Raw genomic sequence first — 19,098 nt, 5'->3', positions numbered from 1 at the left:
ATGCACGTCCTCGTGGTGCACAACCGCTACGCCTCGGCGCAGCCGAGCGGGGAGAACAAGGTCGTCGACCAGGAGGTGGCGCTGCTGCGCGAGGCCGGCCACCAGGTCGAGGTGTTCGAGCGGCGCAGCGACGACATCGCCGCCCGGTCCCTGCCGGGCAAGGCCGCTGTACCGCTGCTGGTGCCGTGGAACCCGGCGGTCCGCGCAGAGCTCGCCGCCCGGCTTCGCACCGAGCGGCCGGACGTGGTGCACATCCACAACGTCTTCCCGCTCCTGTCGCCGGCCGTGCTGGCCGCCTGTGCCGACGCCGGCCTGCCCGTCGTCGCCACGCTGCACAACTACACCCAGATCTGCCCGCCCGGCACGCTGCAGCGGGACGGCCGGCCGTGCACGGAGTGCGTCGGGTCCACGCCGCTGCCCGCCGTCCGGCACGGCTGCTACCGGAACTCCCGGCTGGCGACGGTGCCGCTCGCGGTCAGCATGTCGGTCAACCGGCGGCGGTGGTGGACCGGCGTGGAGCGCTTCTTCTGCATCTCCGCGGCGCAGCGCGACGTCCTGGTACGGGCCGGCATGCCACCCGAGCGCCTGGCGGTGAAGCACAACTTCGTGCCCGAACCGGGCGCCTGCCGAGATGGCGCCGGCGAGCATCTGCTCTATCTCGGCCGGCTCGCGGAGGCCAAGGGCGTGCGGCTTCTCATGGCCGCGTGGGACGAGATCGCCGTCGGCGGCGGTGTGGGCGTGCCGCTCGTGGTCGCGGGCACGGGGCCACTGGAGCGAGAGGTGGCCGCCTGGGCGGCGGGCCGCGACGACGTGCGGTACGTCGGCCTGTACAACACGGCGGAGTGCAGGCAGGCCATCGCGCGGTCGGTCGCCGTCGTGGCTCCCTCCACGTGGCTGGAGGCGTTCGGCCTGGTGGTCGTGGAGGCGATGGCGGCGGGGGTCCCGACGGTCGCCGCCGGTCACGGCGCCTTCGTCGAACTCGTCGAGGACGGGGTGACCGGGCTGCTGCACCGGCCGGGCGAACCCGCCTCGCTCGCGTCCTGCCTGCGCCGGATCACGGCCGAGCCGGCCCGCAACCGGGAGATGGGCCAAGCAGCCCGGCGCCGTTACGAGCGGGACTTCAGCCCGGCCGTCGGGCTGGAGCGCCTGGTGGAGGGGTACCGCACCGCGATCGCGGGACGGTCCGGCGGCGGGGACAGCCCGCCGCCGGTAGGGGACAGAACTGGCTCGCGGCGGGTACACCCGCGCGAGCGGGATGGGGGAAGTTGATGACACGATGCCGACTCTGCGGCGCGGTGGGACTGGCCAGCGTCGTCGATCTCGGGACGACCCCGCCGTGCGAGAGCTTTCTCGCCGCGGACCAACTGGACCAACCGGAGCCTGCGTACCCGCTGCACCTGCGGGTCTGCACCGACTGCTGGCTCGCGCAGATCCCTCCGCTGATCACGCCGGAGGAGACGTTCACGCAGTACGCGTACTTCTCCTCCTACTCGACCTCCTGGGTGGAGCACGCGCATTCGTTCGTCGCCGACGCCGTACAGCGGCTGGATCTCGGCACCGACGCCTTCGTGGTCGAGGTCGCGAGCAACGACGGGTACCTGCTGAGGCACGTCGTGGACCGCGGGATCCGCTGCCTGGGCATCGAGCCCTCGGTGAACGTCGGCGCCGCGGCGCGGGACGCGGGTGTGCCCACGCTCACGGAGTTCCTGAGTCCGGACACCGGCTCGGCCGTCCGCACCGAGCACGGCCCGGCGGACCTCGTCGTGGCCAACAACGTGTACGCGCACATCCCCGACGTGGTCGGGTTCACCCAGGGGCTGCGCGCCCTGGTCGCCGACGACGGCTGGGTCTCCATCGAGGTGCAGCACCTGCTGACCCTGATCGAGGAGAACCAGTACGACACGATCTACCACGAGCACTTCCAGTACTACACGGTCGCGTCGGCGATCCGGGCGCTGGCGAGCGGCGGGCTCACGCTCGTGGACGTCGAGCTGCTGCCCACGCACGGCGGCTCCATCCGGCTGTGGGCCCGGCCGACCGAGGTGGCCGGCGAGCCGACGCAGCGGGTGGCCGAGGTGCTGGACCGGGAGAAGGCCGCCGGGCTGCAGGAACTGTCCGGGTACACCGAGTTCTCCGCTCGAGTGGCCAAGGTGCGCCGGGACCTCCTGCGGTTCCTCATCGAGGCGGCCGAGCGCGGCGAGACGGTCGTCGGCTACGGCGCCCCGGGCAAGGGCAACACCCTGCTCAACCACTGCGGCATCCGGCCGGACCTGCTCCCGTACACGGTCGACCGCAACCCCTACAAACACGGCAGGTTCACCCCGGGCACCCGCATCCCGATCCTGCCGCCCGAGCAGATAGCCGCCGACAGACCGGACTACGTCCTCGTCCTCCCGTGGAACCTGCGGGCCGAGCTGGTCGAGCAGTTGTCCTTCGTGCACGACTGGGGCGGTCGACTGGTCTTTCCCATACCGGAACTGAGCATTGTCGAGGTCAAGGCATGAAGGTCGTACTGTTCTGCGGCGGCTACGGGCTGCGTATGCGCAACGGAACCTCCGACGACGTGCCCAAGCCGATGGCGATGGTCGGCCCGCGGCCGCTGATCTGGCACGTCATGCGCTACTACGCGCACTTCGGGCACACGGAGTTCATCCTGTGTCTCGGGTACGGGGCCCACCACATCAAGGAGTTCTTCCTCAACTACGAGGAGACGACGTCCAACGACTTCGTGCTGCGGGGCGGACGGACCGAGCTGCTGTCCACCGACATCGCCTCCTGGACGATCACGTTCGTGCAGACCGGCATCGAGTCACCGATCGGGGAGCGGCTGCGCCGGGTGCGGCACCACCTGGACGGCGAGGAGATGTTCCTCGCCAACTACGCCGACGTGCTCACCGATGCCCCGCTGCCGGAGATGATCGACCGGTTCGCCCGGCGCGACGCCGGTGCGTCGATGATGGTGGTGCCGCCACAGTCCTCGTTCCACTGCGTGGAACTGGGCGAGGACGGCCTGGTGGGGGGCATCACCGCGGTGAGTGAACTGCCGCTGTGGGAGAACGGCGGCTACTTCGTTCTCCGCCAGGAGGTCTTCGACCACATCCCGGAGAACGGGGACCTGGTCGCCGACGGTTGCGCCCAACTGGCCAAGCGCGGACGGCTGGTTGCGCACCAGCACCGCGGCTTCTGGAAACCGACCGACACCGTGAAGGAGCGGGCCGCACTCGACGAGGCCTACGCCCGGGGCGACCGTCCGTGGGCCGTGTGGGAACGGGACAGTGCCGGAGCGAGAGCGTGATCCGGCTCGGGGCCGGGCGCCTGGACCGGATCGTCGCGGTGGGCGCGCACTGCGACGACATCGCCATCGGCGCCGGCGGCACGCTGCTGACGCTGTGCCTCGCGCGGCCGGGCATCCGCGTCGACGCACTGGTGCTCTCCGGCGGTGGCGGCGAGCGGGAGCAGGAGGAGCAGGCCGCGCTCGCCGCCTTCTGCCCGGGCGCCGACCTGCGGCTGACCGTGCACAAGCTGCCGGACGGCCGGCTGCCCGCGCACTGGGACGAGGCCAAGACCGCGGTCGAGGAGCTGCGCGCGGGCACGGAGCCGGATCTCGTGCTGGCCCCGCGCACCGATGACGCGCACCAGGATCACCGCGGTCTGGCGAAGCTGATGACCACCGCGTTCCGCGACCACCTCGTGCTCGGCTACGAGATCGTCAAGTGGGACGGCGATCTCGGCCGTCCGGCGGCCTACCAGCCGCTGTCGCCGGAGATCGCCGAACAAAAGGTGCGGCTGCTGCAGGAGCACTACCCCTCGCAGCGGCACCGGCCCTGGTACGACCGGGAAGCCTTCCTCGGGCTGGCCCGGATCCGCGGTATCGAAAGCAACGCGCGCTACGCCGAGGCGTTCGCCGTCACCAAACTCACTCTCGACCTGGGGGAATGAACCTTGCGCGTACTGCTGACCGGGCACCAGGGCTACCTGGGCACCGTGATGGCCCCGGTCCTCGCGGCCGCCGGGCACGAGGTCGTCGGGCTGGACGCCGGCCTGTTCGCCGACTGCGTTCTGGGCCCGACGCCCGCGGACCCGCCGGGGCCGCGGGTGGACCTGCGCGACGTCACGGCCGAACACGTGACCGGGGTGGACGCCGTGATCCACCTTGCCGCGCTGTCCAACGACCCGCTGGGATCGCTGGCGCCGGAGCTCACCTACGACATCAACCACCACGCGTCCGTGCGGCTGGCCCGGCTGGCCCGCGACGCCGGAGTGCGGCGCTTCCTCTACGCGTCGACGTGCTCGGTCTACGGCGCCGCCGGCGGCGACGACCTGGTGGCCGAGGACGCCCCGCTGCGGCCGGTGACGCCGTACGCGGAATCCAAGGTGCGGGTGGAGGACGACCTGCACGAGCTCGCCGACGGCGACTTCAGCCCGGTGTTCATGCGCAACGCCACCGCCTTCGGCTACTCACCCCGGCTGCGCGCCGACATCGTGCTGAACAACCTGGTGGGCCACGCGCTCCTGTCCGGCGAGGTCCTTGTGCTCTCCGACGGCACCCCTTGGCGCCCGCTGGTGCACGCCGGCGACATCGCACGGGCCTTCGCGGCCGCGCTGACCGCGCCGCGCGAAGCGGTGCACGACCGGGCGTTCAACATCGGCAGCGAGATCAACAACGTCACGGTCGCCGAGATCGCCGAGCAGGTCGCCGAGGCGGTGTCCGGCGCGAAGGTGGTGATCACCGGGGAGAACGGTGCCGATCCACGGTCGTACCGGGTGGACTTCTCCCGGTTCCGCGCCGCGATCCCCGGCTTCGACTGCGAGTGGACGGTGAAGCAGGGCGCGCTCGAACTCGCCGACGCCTACCGGAAGTTCGGGCTGACTCGGGAGGACTTCGAGCAGCGCTTCACCCGGCTTGCCGTGCTGCGCGCGGCGTCCGACGCCGGCGCCGTCGACGACACCCTGCGGTGGCGCCGATGACCGCAGTCGGTGAAGAGATGCACGCACTGGTGGAGCGGCTGTACCCGCTCTGCCGGAGCATCACCGGCGACGGTGTGCGCGCCACCCTGGAGATCGTCGGCGAGTACGTGCCACTGCAGGTGCACGAGGTGCCGACCGGGACCCAGGTGCTCGACTGGACGGTGCCGCAGGAGTGGAACATCCGGGACGCGTACGTCGCCGACAGCGCCGGCCAACGGGTCGTCGACTTCGCCGCGTCCAGCCTGCATGTCCTCGGCTACAGCGTGCCGGTGTCGCGGACCATGCCACTGGCCGAACTTCGCGCGCACCTGCACACCCTGCCGGACCACCCGAGTTGGGTCCCGTACCGCACCAGCTACTACAAGCCGGACTGGGGGTTCTGCCTGGCCCAGGAGACCCTGGACGCGCTGCCGGACGGCGAGTACGAGGTGCGCATCGACTCCACCCTCGCGGACGGCCACCTCACCTACGCCGAGCACGTCGTCCCCGGGCAGGTCGCGGACGAGGTGATCGTCTCCTGCCACGTCTGCCACCCGTCGCTGGCCAACGACAACCTGGCCGGCATCGCGGTGGCGACGTTCCTGGCCCGCGCGCTGGCACAGGAAACGCCGTACTACACCTACCGGTTCATCTACGCGCCCGGGACCATCGGGGCGATCACCTGGCTGGCCCGCAACGCGGAGCGGGTGGAACGGGTCAAGCACGGGCTGGTGCTGGCCTGCGCCGGCGATCCGGGCCGGCTGACGTACAAGCAGAGCAGGCGCGGCGACGCGGAGATCGACCGGGTGATGCGGCACGTGCTCCGCGCCTCCGAACGCCCGCACCAGGTCACCGAGTTCACTCCGTACGGCTACGACGAGCGGCAGTTCTGCTCGCCCGGGTTCGATCTCGGCGTGGGCTCGCTGAGCCGGACCCCGTACGCCGGCTACCCCGAGTACCACACCTCGGCGGACGACCCGGACTTCGTCACCCCGGAGGCGATGGCGGACACGCTCGCCCTCTGCCGCGCGGCATTCGCCGTGCTGGACAGCAACCGGCGGTACGTCAACCTCAGCCCCTACGGCGAGCCACAGCTGGGCCGGCGCGGGCTGTACGACTCGCTCGGCGGCCGCAGCGACGCGAAGCAGGCCCAGATGGCCATGCTCTGGGTGCTCAGCCTCTCCGACGGCGAGCACAGTCTGCTGGACGTCGCCGAGCGGTCCGGGCTGCCGTTCGACACCGTCGCCGCCGCAGCCGGTGCCCTGCGCGACGCCGACCTGATCAAGGCATGACACCGATGAGCATCGAGGGGGAGAAGACGACGGCACCGGCCGGATCCGCCAGGCGGGCCCTCGTCGGCCGGCTGTCCTGGGGACTGGCCGACCAGGCGGCCTCCAGCGTGAGCAACTTCGCGGTGGGCATCTACGTGGCCCGCTCGCTGGGGTTGACCGCGTTCGGCGTGTTCAGCCTCGCCTGGGTGACGTACGGCGTGGTGCTCAACGTCTCCCGCGGGCTGGCCACCGATCCGCTCGTGGTGCGCTTCAGCGGCGTGCCGGACGCGTCCTGGCGCGGGGCGGTGGCCCGGTCGACGGGTACCGCACTCGGCGTCGGTGCGGCCATCGGCGCGGCGTGTCTGGTGGCCGGTCTCGGCCTCGGCGGTCGCGTGGGGCCCGCGTTCGCCGTCCTCGGTGTCATGTTGCCGGGGCTGCTGCTCCAGGACGCCTGGCGGTTCTCGTTCTTCGCCGCCGGCGCCGGGCGGAAGGCGTTCGTCAACGACGTCGTGTGGGGGGTCGCGCTCGTCCCGGCCATGGTGGTGGCGGCCCGTGTGGGCAGTGTGGCCGCTTTCGTGCTCGCCTGGGGCGCGTCCGCCACGGTGGCGGCGGGGTACGGCTACATCCAGTCCGGCATCCGGCCCCGGATGTCCGAGGCGCGCGGGTGGCTTCGCGAGCAGCGCGATCTCGGCTACCGGTACCTGGTCGAGAACGTCAGCCTCAGTGGCGCGAGCCAGCTGCGGGCGTACGGGCTCGGCGCGATCGTCGGGGTCGGCGCGGTGGGTGCGGTGCGGGGCGCCGAGCTCCTGCTCGGCCCGTTCCTGGCGGTGCTCATGGGGCTTTCGCTGGTCACCGTCCCGGAGGCGGCACGGGTGCTACGGCAGGCCCCGCACCGGCTCGGCACGTTCTGCCTCCTGCTGGGCGGGGGGCAGGCCGCCGGCGCGCTGCTCTGGGGCACGGCGCTGCTTCTGATGCCCGGCCGGCTCGGCGAGCTGGTGCTCGGCGGCGTCTGGCACTCCGCCTCGCAGCTCATCGTGCCGGTCACTCTCGGCGTCGCGGGCGCGGGCCTCGGCACCGGCGCGGCGGCCGGGCTGCGCGCACTCGGCGCGGCCCGGCGCAGCCTGCGCTGCCAGCTGTTCGCCTCCGCCTGCTATGTCGGCGGCGGGCTCGGCGGGGCGGCCGCCGCCGGCACGGTCGGCTCGGCCTGGGGCGTCGCCGCCGCAACCGTCAGCGGCTCGGCGGTGTGGTGGCTGCAACTGCGGTCCGCCCTGCGCGAGCGCCACCGCAATCCCATCCGCGAAGTGAGGACCTCATGACCGACCGCCCCAGGCTGAGCATCGGCCTGCCCGTGTACAACGGCGAGGAGTACCTGGCCGAGTCGCTCGACGCCCTGCTCGGCCAGACCTACGAGGACTTCGAGCTGGTCATCTCCGACAACGCCTCGACCGACGGGACGCAGGGCATCTGCCGCAAGTACGCGGCTCAGGACTCCCGCATCCGCTACCTCCGTCTGCCTCGCAACATCGGCGCCACGCCGAACCACAACCATGTGTTCGCCGAGTCCCGCGGCGAGCTGTTCAAGTGGGCCTCGCACGACGACCTGTACGGCCGGGACCTGCTGCGGCGCTGCGTGGAGGCGCTGGACGAGCGGCCGGACATGATCCTCGCGCACACCGGCCAGGCGGTCATCGACGGCGACGGCCAGGTGAAGGTCCCCTACGAGTACGGGCTCGCCACGGACTCTCCGCACGCGCCGGAGCGCTTCCGCAGTCTGCTGTTCGAGCCGGGTGGCGACGACTTCTACGGGGTGATGCGGGCCGACATGCTGCGCCGGGTGAAACCGATGGACAGCTACCACCACGCGGACCGCACGTACGTCGCCGAGATCACCCTGCACGGGCCCTTCCACCAGGTGCCGGAGCTGCTGTACTTCCGCCGCGACCACCCCACCCGCGCCGAGCGGGCGAACCCGTCCAAGCGCTCCCGGTGCGTCAACCTGGACCCGCGTCGGGCCGGCCTGCTGCACCCGACGCCCAGGCTGCTCGCCGAGTACATGTGGGGCTTCGTCGCGGCGGTCCGGCGGGCGCCGTTGTCCCCGGCCGACCGGCGCGCCTGCTACCGCCACCTGGCCGCTTGGATGGCCAGCCGGGTCCGGCCGGGCGCCGGTGAGCGGGTCGAGGACCGCGCCCCGGTCGATCCGGGCCTGCTCACGGTCTCCGTCGACGCCCTCGTCGCCGGCCGCGAGGGGAGGCAGGCATGACGGCCGCGGACAGCGCCCCGGTGCGCGTCGGGGTGTTCGGCCTGCTCGGCTCCGGCAACCTCGGCAACGACGGATCGCTCGAAGCCGTGCTCGGGTACCTCCGCGCCGAACACCCGGAGGCGGTCGTGGACGCACTGTGCGGCGGACCCGAGGCCGTGACGACCCGGTTCGGGATCCCCGCGACACGGCTGCACTGGTACCGCGGGGAGTACCGGACCGCGTCGCGTGCGGGCGCGATCGCCGCGAAGGGTCTGGGCAAACTCGTCGACGTCTTCCGCACCGCCGCCTGGGTGCGCCGGCACGACGTGGTGATCGTCCCGGGCATGGGCGTCCTGGAGGCCACGCTGCCGCTGCGGCCGTGGGGCTTCCCGTACTCGCTGTTCCTGCTCTGCGCGAGTGGCCGACTGCTGCGCACCCGGGTGGCGCTGGTCAGCGTCGGCGCCGCGACGATCGGCAACCGGCCGACCCGTGCCCTGGTGCGCTGGTCGGCGCGGCTGGCCGCCTACCGGTCGTACCGGGACGCGCAGTCCCGCGACGCGATGCGGGCGATGGGCGTGGACACCGCGCGCGACGAGGTCTACCCGGACCTGGCGTTCGCCCTGCCGACGCCGCGGGCGAGCGCGCCCTCGGACCCGTCGGCCCCGCCGGGCCCGGTCTGCGTCGGCGTCATGGACTTCCACGGCGGCAACGACGATCGCGCCCGGGCCGATGAGATACACCGGCGCTACCTCGACGGCACGATCCGGTTCGTCCGCGCGCTGGTCGAGGAGGGCAGGGCTGTCCGGCTGCTCACCGGTGACGAGTGCGACGCGTCGGTGGTCGCCGCGATCCTCGACGCGGTGGACTCGCCGCTGGTCACCGCTGCCGAGCCGTTCTCACTGGCCGACCTGATGAAGGAAATGGCGGCTGCCGACACCGTGGTGGCGATCCGGTACCACAACCTGATCTGCGCGTTGAAGACCGGTACGCCGGTGCTCGCTCTCTGCTATGCGGCGAAGAGCGATGCGCTCATGGCGGAGATGGGCCTCGGCGCGTACTGCCACCCGGCGCGCGAGGTCGACGCCGACCGGCTGCTCGAGCAGTTCCATGCGCTGGAGAAGGGTTCGGCCGGGCTGCGGCGGACCCTCACCGAGCGGAACCTGGCCGCCGCCCGGCGCCTCGAGCACCAGTTCAACTCCTTGACCGCGGCCCTGTTCCCTGCGGCCGACCACGCCCACACCTCGCGGAAGGCTCCATGAAGGCGACCGAAGTCCCGGAGATCACCGGCGCGTACCTCTTCGAGCCGACCCCCTACGCCGACGAGCGCGGCTTCTTCTGCCGCACCTTCGACGCCGACGTGGTCCGCTCGGTGGGCCTCGACCCGGACGCCTTCGTCCAGGACAGCGTGTCCCGCTCGGTCCGGGGCGTGCTGCGCGGCCTGCACCTGCGCTCCGGCGCCGGCGAGGCCAAGCTGGTGCGGTGCTCGTACGGGAGGATCTTCGACGTCGTCGTGGACCTGCGGACGGACTCGCCGACGTACCGGAACCCGGCCTTCTTCGAGCTGTCCGACGAGACGCAGGTGACCCTGTACATCCCGGCGGGCTGCGCGCACGGCTTCCAGGCTCTGACCGACACCACCGACGTCTCGTACCGGATCGACCGGCCGCACGATCCCGCCGAGGACGTCACGATCGCCTTCGACGACCCGGAGCTCGCCATTCCCTGGCCGCTGCCGGCCAGATCGATGTCCCAGCGGGACCGGGAGGCGCCGAGCCTCGCCGAGGCCCTGAAGCAAATGGAAAGGTGAAGTTCGCGTGGACACCGAAGAGTTCCTCCTGCCTCGATCGATGATGGCGAACGAGCGGCTGCACGCCATGGTCCCCGGGGGCGCGCACACCTACGCCAAGGGCGACGACCAGTACCCCGAGAACCTGGCCCCGGTCATCAGCCACGGCCGCGGTGCCCACGTGTGGGACATCGACGGCAACCGCTACATCGAGTACGGCTCCGGCCTGCGGTCGGTCAGCCTCGGCCACGCCCACCCACGCGTGATCGAGGCGGTGCGGCGGGAACTCGACCGCGGCAGCAACTTCGTCCGGCCGTCCATCGTGGAGGTCGAGGCCGCGGAACGCTTCCTGGCCACGGTGCCGACCGCCGAGATGGTGAAGTTCGCGAAGAACGGCTCCGACGCCACCACCGCCGCGGTGCGCCTCGCCCGCGCCGCCACCGGGCGCCCGCGGGTGGCCCTCTGCGCCGACCATCCGTTCTTCTCCGTCGACGACTGGTTCATCGGCACCACACCGATGTCCGCCGGTGTTCCGGCGGCGACCAACGAGCTCACCGTGGCGTTCCCTTACGGGGACCTGGCCGCCACGGAGGAGCTGCTCACCCGGTACCAGGACGAGGTCGCCTGCCTGATCCTCGAACCCGCCACCCACACCGAGCCGCCGCCCGGGTATCTCGCCGGCCTGCGCGAGCTGGCCGACCGGCACGGCTGCGTACTGATCTTCGACGAGATGATCACCGGCTTCCGCTGGTCCGAGGCGGGCGCCCAGGGCCTGTACGGCGTCGTCCCCGACCTCTCCACGTTCGGCAAGGCGCTGGGCAACGGATTCGCCGTCTCCGCGCTGGCCGGGCGCCGCGACCTGATGGAGCTGGGCGGGCTGCGTCACTCCGGCGACCGGGTGTTCCTGCTGTCCACCACGCACGGTGCGGAAACACACTCCCTGGCGGCCGCGATGGCCGTGCTCACCACCTACGTCGAAGAGGGCGTCACCGCGCGGCTGCACACCCTCGGCGACCGGTTGGCCGCCGGTGTCCGCGACGCCGCGGCCGCCATGGGCGTCGGCGACCACATCGTCGTCCGGGGCCGGGCCAGCAACCTGGTCTTCGCCACCCTCGACGAGAACCGGCAGCCGTCGCAGCAGTACCGCACCCTGTTCCTGCGCCGGCTCCTCGCGGGCGGGGTGCTGGCCCCGTCTTTCGTGGTGAGCAGCGCGCTCGACGACGCCGACATCGATCACACCGTCGACGTGGTGGCCGAGGCATGTGCGGTGTACCGGAAGGCACTGGACGCCGCCGACCCCACCCCCTGGCTGGCCGGACGACCGGTGAAGCCCGTATTCCGCCGCTTGGCGTGACGTGATGTCAGCGACGCTCCCGCCGACCGGCGTCGGCCATCCGACCGACCAGCCGGTCAGCCGTCCGGTCCACCAGCCACCCGGTCGCCGGTATCACCGCCAGCGCGGTGCACCAGCCGCCTAGGACGTCGGTCGGGTAGTGCGCGCCCAGGGCGACCTGTGCCCAGCCCATGGCGGCGCCGGAAACCAGCGCCGCGGCGAGCACGAGCGACGTGCCGGCCGTTCTGCCGAGGCCGAGCAGGCCGGTCGCGAGCAGCGCCACCATGAGGGCGAGCGCGGTGGCGAAGGCGGTATGCCCGCTCGGATAGGACAGGTTGTCGCCGTGGATGGTGCGTCCCACCAGGGACTTGAGCAGCGTCGCCGTCCCCACGGTCATGCCGACGCCGGCAACGACGAGCACCGCCGCGCGAGGACGCCGAAGCAGCAGGCAGCCCGTCACGGCGGCCACGACCAGCGTCGCCGATCCGGCGGGCTCCCCCAAGAAGTCCATGGCCAGAGCGACGTGCCGCCATGGCGTCCCCACACCGTCCAGCGCCGTCCCGATCCGCGCATCCACCGTGCCGGGCTTGCTGTCGTCGGCATACAGGACCCCCAATACGACGACCACCAGCGCGGCGAGGGCCGCGATCAGCCCGAGCCACCCGCGCAGCGATCGGGGGAGCACCTCGCGCGCCGACCGGCCGGTCACACGCCCACCTCGTCCGGTCGGCCTGAGGTGCTTTGCCGTGATCGGTAGATGATGTTCGGATCCTGACGTCTTGAGGGAGGGTGAGGGGGCGGCCCCTCACCCGACCGATGGGCAGCCACGAATCAGCGGCTTCCTGTTTCCCCTGCTCCAGGCCCTCTTGAAGACTGCCTGGCCTGCTTTCGGTGACCTTCTTGTCTGCCATGCGCAGAGGTGCTTCATGTCCGCAGACCATCCGGCAGATCCGATGCACCTCCCCCTCCCCTCGGGGCCAACGCCATGTCACCCACCGCTACCGCGATGCCGCGTCCCCGAGAACTGCCCGCTCCCGCCCGCCGACATGGCCGGGATCGTCGGATGCACAGGCTGTGCACGGCTGGACCGAGCAGGATGGCCTGTGCAGTCCGAACTCGCCAGCCTGTCCATGACCTTGGCCAAGGGCATCGGAATCAGTCTCTACTCGCCACCCTAACCAACATGCGGTCGCGGCAAACCGCCGTCGAAAAGTCCGTGTGTCAACGCTCCGCGCATTGTTGTTCCGGATCGCCCTTCCGCGTGCGAGCCACGGAATGTCACCGAAACCGCGATCGTGATGCGTCATGGATGACGCCCTCCTGCGGGCCTCGGCTTGGGCCCGGAACGCGATGTTGGCACCGCTCGGACCTACCGGGGCCGTCGCCACGCGGCGTCACGGCCCCCAGGGGCGACCGGAGAGCGTACCACCGGCCGCGATTCTCCATGTTGGCATGATCGACCGATATCGACGGATCCCACACCGCTGGGCTCACCCGTGCTCGCACACCCGCCTCCCTGCAACTGACGGCCGCTCAGAACGAGCGTCATCCATGCGTCAACCGGCCCAGTGGCGCCGACACGCAGCCCGCCACCGCGCCACCGGAAACCGCCGCTGCCGCGGCCCGGGCCGTTGGCGATCGTCGAAGCAACCGAAGAGACCCTGGTCGCGGGCGGACCCGCGGCGCTGACGCTGGAGGCCGTCGCGGAGCGCGCCGACGTCGCCGTGCAGACGGTCTACCACCGGGTGGGCGGAAGGTCCGCCGTCCTCATCGCGGTGGCCGAACGGGCCTTCGAGGAGAACCGGGTGTACATGGACGCCGCCTACGCGACCCCGGCACGCCGCGCGAGCGCATCGCGCCGGCCGCCGAGGCCGGTCCAGCAGCCGCACCGCTTCCCGGCGTTCCGCGGCGGTGGCCGGAGCCCGGCGGCCGTCGTCCGGGGCGCCGTCGAGGCCGCTCCCGCGGCCACAGCCGCGACCAGCCCCAGCGGTACGGCGAGGAGGACGAGGCGGCGCGCGGGGCCGGGAAGCGGACGGGGGAGCCGGGGGCGTGCGGGTGGTGTGACGGCGGCTGCGACCGAAGGGCGTTGTGCTGCTCTGCGCGGCTGCCGGAGTTCCGCCTCCGTGAGACTGCGGAGTCGTTTCCGGGCGCGGAAGGGGCGGGCCCCCACCGCGCCGACGGCCAAGCCGAGCACCTCGGCCGCCGTGTGGTCGTCGAATATCTGCCCGGACGCGTCCGGATCCCGGTCTCGCACACGAGCGCGCAATGGATGCCCCACACCTCTGCCTGTCCCCCACCCGAGCCGCGGTGCCGTGACCCCTGTCGCAGCAAGGCCTGGATCTACCCTTCGTTTCAACCAGGGGGCAGGCACCTGGCACGCACATCTACGCGCCCGCCACGTACCGCCGATGACGCCCCATGAGCCAACGGACTCCCCGCCCAAGCAAGTATCAGATAAGGTAAACCTTACCTAACTTTGGAGATGGCGGATGAAGTCAGACCCCGACCAGCCCATCGAGCCGGCCCCCGCCGAGCGCGCCCGCTCGATCCTCGCGGCCGCCACGTCGCTGACCCTCACCACAGAGACGTACCGCATCGAGCTGATCGGCTTGCACGCCGTCGACGACGCGGGTCGGCTGACCCTGCAGGACCCGTCCGGAGGCTGCATCGCCGCCGCACTCACCACGACCTCGAGGCGCGACCTCGCCGCCATCGTGGAGCTGACCGACATCACTCCGGTACCCGTGCGCGACCGGGTCCGCGCCCGCCTCACTCTGGGCGGCTGGCTCAGCCCCGACGAGCCGGGCCGACTGCGTTTCCACCGCGCCCGCGCCGCCCTCCAGGAGACCGACGGGACGACCCGCCTGGGACTCGACGAACTCGCCCTCGCCGCGCCGGACCCACTCGCCCTGCACGAGGCGCACTTGCTCACCCACCTCGACACCACCCACGACGAGACGGTTGCCGCACTGTCCCGGCTGGCTCCGCCCCGGCTCCTGCTCGCGGCGAGCCGGGTACGCCCGGTCCGCCTGGACCAGTACGGTCTCGTACTCCGACTCGAACGCGCCCGTACACACAGCGACGTCCGCCTCCCCTTTCCCGGCCCCGCACGCACACCCCACGCGGCACTGGGGCAGATCGCCGCACTGGCCACACAGGCGTCCGCACACTGCACCCGCCGGCACAGCCGATCACGCAGCCACCGATGAGCCGTCGGCAACACCCTTGCCCCGGCCGGCAGCCGGCCGCCGTGCAAGCCCCGGGAGACAGGCCGATCCGAGCCAGGATTCACATCATTTAGGTTAGGTTTAGCTAATAAAATCTTGGCAGTCCGGACCCAGCGGTGTGTGCGTATCAGGGGAGGGAAATCACCCATGGGCTTGCCCGCCATCGACTCCTACCCCATGCCGGACCGCTCCGCCCTTCCCCGGTCGCGTGTCTCCTGGACGATCGACCCGGCGCGCGCCGCGCTCCTGGTCCACGACATGCAGAACCACTTCGTCGGAGCGTTCCCGCCGGGGCGTCCCCCTGTGGTGGACCTCGTCGACAACATCGCGGCGCTCCGGGAACTCTCGGGGACACTGGACATGCCCGTCGTCTTCAGCGCGGAACCGGCCGGACAGCCGCCGGGGCAGCGCGGGCTCGTCGCCGACATGTGGGGGCCGGGCATCGGGGACGAGCCGGAGGCCGCCGCGATCGTCACGCCCCTCACCCCTCGCCCCGGCGAGCATCTGCTGGCGAACGTGCGCCACAACGCCTTCCTGCGCAGCCATCTCGGCAGGCTGCTGCGTGCGAACGGGCGCGACCAGCTCATCATCTGCGGGGTGTACGCGCACCTCGGCGTCCTGCTCACCGCGGCAGACGCCTTCATGAACGACATCCAGCCGTTCGTCGTCGCCGACGCGGTGGCCGACTTCTCCGCCGAGGAGCACACCCTGGCCCTTCGGTGGGCCGCACGCAGCGGCGTGGTCTGCATGACGGACGGTCTGCTGCGCGGCCTACTCCTGCACAGGCAGCCGAAAGCGCGTGATCACATCACGCGCGATATCGGGCAGGCACACGGATACCCGGAGAGACGGAGAACATGACCTTACGAGCCGCTGTGGCCGGAGCCCATGGCTGTGTCGGTGGGGAGGTGCCCCGCCTGTTGTCCCTTCTCAGGCCCGGGGAACTGCGAGGCAGCACGGTCGTCGTCAAGTTCGGCGGCCACGCCATGGTGGACGCGAGCCTGCAGCGGACGTTCGCGCAGGACGTGGTGGAGCTGCTGCGCGCGGGACTGCGCCCGGTCGTCGTACACGGCGGCGGGCCGCAGATCAGTGCGATGCTCGACCGCCTCGGCCTGGAGACCCGCTTCGAGGCGGGCCTGCGGGTGACCACTCCGGAGACCATGGACGTGGTGCGCATGGTGCTGACCGGCCGGGTCCAGCGGGAGCTGGTCGGCCACATCAACGTCCACGGGCCCTTCGCCGTGGGCCTGACGGGCGAGGACGCACACACGATGACCGCCGTTCGACGGCCGGCCCGGGTGGACGGCCGGTCGGTGGACATCGGTCTCGTCGGCGACATCGTGGACGTGAACGCGGGCATGGTGCGGACGCTCCTGGAGCAGGGGCACATCCCGGTGGTCTCCCCCGTGGCACGCGGTGAGGACGGACAGGTCTACAACGTCAACGCCGATCTCGCGGCATCGGCCCTGGCCGTGTCCCTCGACGCCGAGCGGCTGGTGATGCTCACCGACGTGGAGGGGCTGTACGCGAACTGGCCGCACACCACCGAGGTGATCGAGCGCCTGACCGTCACCGAGTTGGACGGGATGCTGCCGGGACTGGCGAGCGGGATGCTGCCGAAGATGGAGGGCTGCCTGCGGGCCGTCCGTGGTGGCGTGCGCAAGGCACACGTGACCGACGGCCGCGTGCCGCATGCGGTACTGCGAGGGATTGCCGGCGAGACGAGCCCCGGCACCACCGTGGTTCCCGACGACAGTCCGGACCACGGCGAGCCATCTGCATGACCGCCGCAGAGGACGGGGTGCTCACGCTCTGCCGACGGACCCGTGAGGGCACAGACGTGCGGCACCCCGCCCCTGACGCTGGGCCGACGGTCACAGGATGCGCGTGAGGATCCGCGCGTTGCGCCGTGGATCCAGGGACTCCGCCCAGGACGGAGGTGCCAGGAGCGCGGTCGTGGGCACGAACCCGTGCCGGAGGAACAGACCGCCACCGCCGGTCGTCGCCGTGAACAGGGCACCGAGCGACTGAGCGCGCGCCCTGGACAGCACGGCGCGCAGGAGCCGGGCTCCCACTCCGCATCCCTGCCTCTGCCCGGCCACGCAGAAGTTGTAGACGACCCCCGTGGGGCCACCGCGGTCCTCCCCCGATTCGGCCGGATGCACGCGCAGGCCCACACAGCCTTCGACGGTGCCGTCGGGGGCCTGCGTCACGAGGAAGTCGGCCGCATGGGTGGCGTAGAGCGAGACCGGCCGCTCCCGCAGCGCCCCCGAGCGCACGAAGGGCCGGGACAGGTCAGCGAGTACGACAGCGTCCTCCCGACGGGCGGTACGCACGGAGGACGTCGGTGCGTGAGGCGTCTGCGGCGGCAGGGCAGAGCGCGGCGAAGCCGTGATCAAGGCTGTCCTTCCTCGGTTCCACGATCGACAAGTGCCCGGCACCGGTTCCGCCTTCGGCATCGCGGGTCGCGTCTAACCACACGGGCGCCCCGGATAGTCGTCGGTCTCGGGTACGCCCGCCTCTCGCATCCTGCACAGAACCTCGTGCAGGACCGTCTCGTCGCCGGCGTCCACGGGGCAGTTGGTCTCCCTGTCGAAGACCAGGGTCTCCGCTGCCGTGTTCCAGATGACCCAGCGATTCCGGAACACATCGCCCTCCCAGAGATGCGCGTAGCTCTCGACAGCCGGCGCCTTCCTGCTCACGACGCCGGCCTCCCGGTCTCACGGCCGTCGACGTACGTCGCCAACACCTCGATGTCCCCGATGCGCGAGGTGTCGACGTGCCGGGGGTCGTCGCCGAGCACGACCAGGTCGGCGAGCTTGCCCGGGGTGAGGCTTCCCAGACTGTCCTCCCGGTGGCAGGCGAAGGCGCCGGCGACGGTGTAGGCGCGCAGGGCTTCGTCGACGGTGATGCCCTCGTCCGGGCCGATCACCTGGCCGGACTCGGAGGCGCGTTCGACCATGAACTGGACGGCTCGCAACGGGGATCCGTCCGTGACGGGGCGATCGGAGCTGCCGACGAGCGTGATGCCGTGGTCCAGGAACGCCCGGCCGCGGTAGAGCCACGGGGCCCGCTGCTCGCCCATGATCGCCGCGTAGTCGTCGCCGAAGCAGCGCAGGAAGTCGGGCTGGACGACCGCGCTGATGCCGAGCTGCGCGAAGCGCGGCAGCTGGTCGGGGCGGATCAGGCCGGCGTGCTCGATGCGGTGCCGGGCACCGGGGCGCGGACGGAGGCGCTGGGCCCGTTCCAGGGCGTCCAGGGCGATGTCGGCCGCGCGGTCGCCGATCGCGTGAACGGCGAGCTGCCACCCGGCGAGGTGGCCGTCCACGATCGTGTCCGCGAGCACGTCCGGGTCGTCCTGCAACTGGCCTGTGTGGTCGAGCCCTTCGTACGGGCTGCTGAGCGCGGCGGTCCGGGCCATCATGCCGCCGTCGGTGTAGATCTTCAGCGCGCCGACCGAGAGCCGGTCGCCGCCGAACCCGGTGCGCAGGCCGAGGTCGAGGGCCCGGGGAATGCCGTCGGCTTCGTGGGCGGCGACCGTGCGCAGCCGGTCCGCGGACACCATGAGCTGTACACGCAGCGGCAACAGACCCTTCTCTGCGGCGAGTTGGTAGGCACCCAGTTCGACCGGGCTGTGGCCGAAGAGGGTGCCGCCGATGCCCGCCTCGGCGCAGGCGGTGACGCCTTGGGCCAGGCAGGTCCGGGCGGCCCGTCCGATGGCCTCCGCCAACTCCGCCTGGGAGTACGGCAGGCGCAGCGCGCGGGCGGCGCCCATGGCGCCCTCGGTGAGGAAGCCGCTGTCGTGCGGGATGTCGGCGGGGAGCAGGTCGAGAACGGCGGTGTTGACGACGCAGCCGTGCCCCGAGTCGTGCAGCAGGAACACCTTGCGGCCGTGGCTGACCTTGTCCACTTCGGCGGCGGTCAGATGACGGCCGAGGGCCCGCTGGTCGTAGCCGGCGATGCTCACCCAGGAGCCGGGCGAGCCCTTCCGGGTGACGGCTTCCTCCACGACGGCGAGCACGTCGTCGATGCGCGAGCGGCCCGCGATGCTCGGAGTGTTCTCCTTGAACCCGGTCCAGGCCAGGTGCACGTGGGCGTCGATGAACCCGGGCAGCACGGTGGCGCCCTGCAGGTCGATCACCTCACGTGCCGGCAGGGAGGTCACGGCCTCGTCCAGGCCGACGATCCGGCCCCGCCAGATGCCCAGGTCGTGGGCGACGGGGTGGTCGGGGTCCATGGTGAGGAAGCGGGCGTTCGTCAGTCTGGTGCACAGCATCAGCGAGATACCCCGGCGG

19 protein-coding genes and 1 pseudogene are annotated in these 19,098 nt (G+C 71.7%); 15 read left to right on the top strand and 5 right to left on the bottom strand.

All coding sequences use genetic code 11. The annotated features are described in order from the left end of the window. Genes ABZ471_RS26710 through ABZ471_RS26660 form a run of 11 tightly spaced genes read left to right on the top strand, consistent with a single transcriptional unit; the run spans position 1 to position 11,597 of the window. Positions 1–1,269, top strand: coding sequence for a glycosyltransferase (locus ABZ471_RS26710; RefSeq protein ID WP_359069630.1), 1,269 nt, complete (start codon positions 1–3; stop codon positions 1,267–1,269). Beyond that, a complete protein-coding gene (locus tag ABZ471_RS26705; protein WP_359069628.1) occupies positions 1,269–2,504 on the top strand; it encodes a class I SAM-dependent methyltransferase in 1,236 nt (411 codons plus the stop codon). The genes ABZ471_RS26710 and ABZ471_RS26705 overlap by 1 nt, the downstream gene beginning before the upstream one ends. Beyond that, complete coding sequence (locus ABZ471_RS26700; protein ID WP_359069626.1) at positions 2,501–3,295, top strand: sugar phosphate nucleotidyltransferase; 795 nt, start codon at positions 2,501–2,503, stop codon at positions 3,293–3,295. The genes ABZ471_RS26705 and ABZ471_RS26700 overlap by 4 nt, the downstream gene beginning before the upstream one ends. Next, complete coding sequence (locus tag ABZ471_RS26695; protein ID WP_359069624.1) at positions 3,292–3,939, top strand: PIG-L family deacetylase; 648 nt, start codon at positions 3,292–3,294, stop codon at positions 3,937–3,939. The genes ABZ471_RS26700 and ABZ471_RS26695 overlap by 4 nt, the downstream gene beginning before the upstream one ends. A gap of 3 nt (positions 3,940–3,942) precedes the next feature. Beyond that, a complete protein-coding gene (locus tag ABZ471_RS26690) occupies positions 3,943–4,968 on the top strand; it encodes an SDR family oxidoreductase (protein WP_359069622.1) in 1,026 nt (341 codons plus the stop codon). Next, the gene (locus ABZ471_RS26685; protein ID WP_359069620.1) at positions 4,956–6,239 is read left to right on the top strand and encodes a DUF4910 domain-containing protein; all 1,284 of its coding nucleotides are present in this window, start codon (positions 4,956–4,958) and stop codon (positions 6,237–6,239) included. Before ABZ471_RS26690 ends, ABZ471_RS26685 begins: the two co-directional genes overlap by 13 nt. Beyond that, positions 6,236–7,534 carry a hypothetical protein gene (locus ABZ471_RS26680; protein WP_359069618.1) on the top strand — a complete coding sequence of 433 codons (1,299 nt, stop codon included), beginning with the start codon at positions 6,236–6,238 and terminating at the stop codon, positions 7,532–7,534. The genes ABZ471_RS26685 and ABZ471_RS26680 overlap by 4 nt, the downstream gene beginning before the upstream one ends. Beyond that, positions 7,531–8,478: a glycosyltransferase family 2 protein gene (locus ABZ471_RS26675; RefSeq protein WP_359069616.1), complete on the top strand. Its 948-nt coding sequence runs from the start codon at positions 7,531–7,533 to the stop codon at positions 8,476–8,478. The genes ABZ471_RS26680 and ABZ471_RS26675 overlap by 4 nt, the downstream gene beginning before the upstream one ends. Then, positions 8,475–9,716: a polysaccharide pyruvyl transferase family protein gene (locus ABZ471_RS26670; RefSeq protein ID WP_359069614.1), complete on the top strand. Its 1,242-nt coding sequence runs from the start codon at positions 8,475–8,477 to the stop codon at positions 9,714–9,716. Before ABZ471_RS26675 ends, ABZ471_RS26670 begins: the two co-directional genes overlap by 4 nt. Then, complete coding sequence (rfbC, locus tag ABZ471_RS26665) at positions 9,713–10,264, top strand: dTDP-4-dehydrorhamnose 3,5-epimerase (RefSeq protein WP_359069612.1); 552 nt, start codon at positions 9,713–9,715, stop codon at positions 10,262–10,264. Before ABZ471_RS26670 ends, rfbC begins: the two co-directional genes overlap by 4 nt. A 7-nt stretch (positions 10,265–10,271) precedes the next feature. Then, positions 10,272–11,597, top strand: coding sequence for a glutamate-1-semialdehyde 2,1-aminomutase (locus ABZ471_RS26660; RefSeq protein ID WP_359069610.1), 1,326 nt, complete (start codon positions 10,272–10,274; stop codon positions 11,595–11,597). Between the two features lie 7 nt (positions 11,598–11,604). Here the strand turns inward: ABZ471_RS26660 and ABZ471_RS26655 are convergent, their stop codons facing one another. Further along, a complete protein-coding gene (locus ABZ471_RS26655; RefSeq protein ID WP_359069609.1) occupies positions 11,605–12,285 on the bottom strand; it encodes a phosphatase PAP2 family protein in 681 nt (226 codons plus the stop codon). An 859-nt stretch (positions 12,286–13,144) separates the two neighbouring features. On the opposite strand from ABZ471_RS26655, the pseudogene ABZ471_RS26650 reads away from it, so the two are divergent. Then, positions 13,145–13,339, top strand: a pseudogene (locus ABZ471_RS26650) (helix-turn-helix domain-containing protein); the annotation flags it as partial. A gap of 59 nt (positions 13,340–13,398) precedes the next feature. Here ABZ471_RS26650 and ABZ471_RS26645 read toward each other — a convergent pair. Further along, positions 13,399–13,842, bottom strand: coding sequence for a hypothetical protein (locus ABZ471_RS26645; protein WP_359069657.1), 444 nt, complete (start codon positions 13,840–13,842; stop codon positions 13,399–13,401). Between the two features lie 223 nt (positions 13,843–14,065). Here ABZ471_RS26645 and ABZ471_RS26640 point away from each other — a divergent pair, with 223 nt between their 5' ends. From ABZ471_RS26640 to argB, 3 genes are all read left to right on the top strand, one after another. Continuing rightward, a complete protein-coding gene (locus ABZ471_RS26640; RefSeq protein WP_359069606.1) occupies positions 14,066–14,785 on the top strand; it encodes a DUF2470 domain-containing protein in 720 nt (239 codons plus the stop codon). 165 nt (positions 14,786–14,950) lie between these two features. After that, entirely contained in the window at positions 14,951–15,664 is a 714-nt protein-coding gene (locus ABZ471_RS26635; RefSeq protein WP_359069604.1) for an isochorismatase family protein, read from the top strand. Positions 15,665–15,723: 59 nt separating this feature from the next. Then, positions 15,724–16,587 (top strand): acetylglutamate kinase, encoded by an 864-nt coding sequence (argB, locus tag ABZ471_RS26630; protein ID WP_359069602.1) that lies wholly within the window; start codon positions 15,724–15,726, stop codon positions 16,585–16,587. Positions 16,588–16,677: 90 nt separating this feature from the next. Here argB and ABZ471_RS26625 read toward each other — a convergent pair whose 3' ends face one another. The 3 genes from ABZ471_RS26625 to ABZ471_RS26615 form a co-directional block, all read right to left on the bottom strand. After that, positions 16,678–17,139: a GNAT family N-acetyltransferase gene (locus ABZ471_RS26625; protein WP_359069600.1), complete on the bottom strand. Its 462-nt coding sequence runs from the start codon at positions 17,137–17,139 to the stop codon at positions 16,678–16,680. 135 nt (positions 17,140–17,274) lie between these two features. Beyond that, positions 17,275–17,505 carry a hypothetical protein gene (locus ABZ471_RS26620; protein ID WP_359069599.1) on the bottom strand — a complete coding sequence of 77 codons (231 nt, stop codon included), beginning with the start codon at positions 17,503–17,505 and terminating at the stop codon, positions 17,275–17,277. Next, a complete protein-coding gene (locus ABZ471_RS26615; RefSeq protein ID WP_359069597.1) occupies positions 17,502–19,079 on the bottom strand; it encodes an amidohydrolase in 1,578 nt (525 codons plus the stop codon). The genes ABZ471_RS26620 and ABZ471_RS26615 overlap by 4 nt, the downstream gene beginning before the upstream one ends. Positions 19,080–19,098 lie beyond the last annotated feature (19 nt).

This window comes from Streptomyces sp. NPDC005728 (assembly GCF_040630895.1).
In the GTDB taxonomy this organism is placed as follows: domain Bacteria; phylum Actinomycetota; class Actinomycetes; order Streptomycetales; family Streptomycetaceae; genus Streptomyces.
The sequence above is the reverse complement of the archived record's forward strand: the minus strand, read 5'-3'. Positions and strand labels throughout refer to the sequence as shown.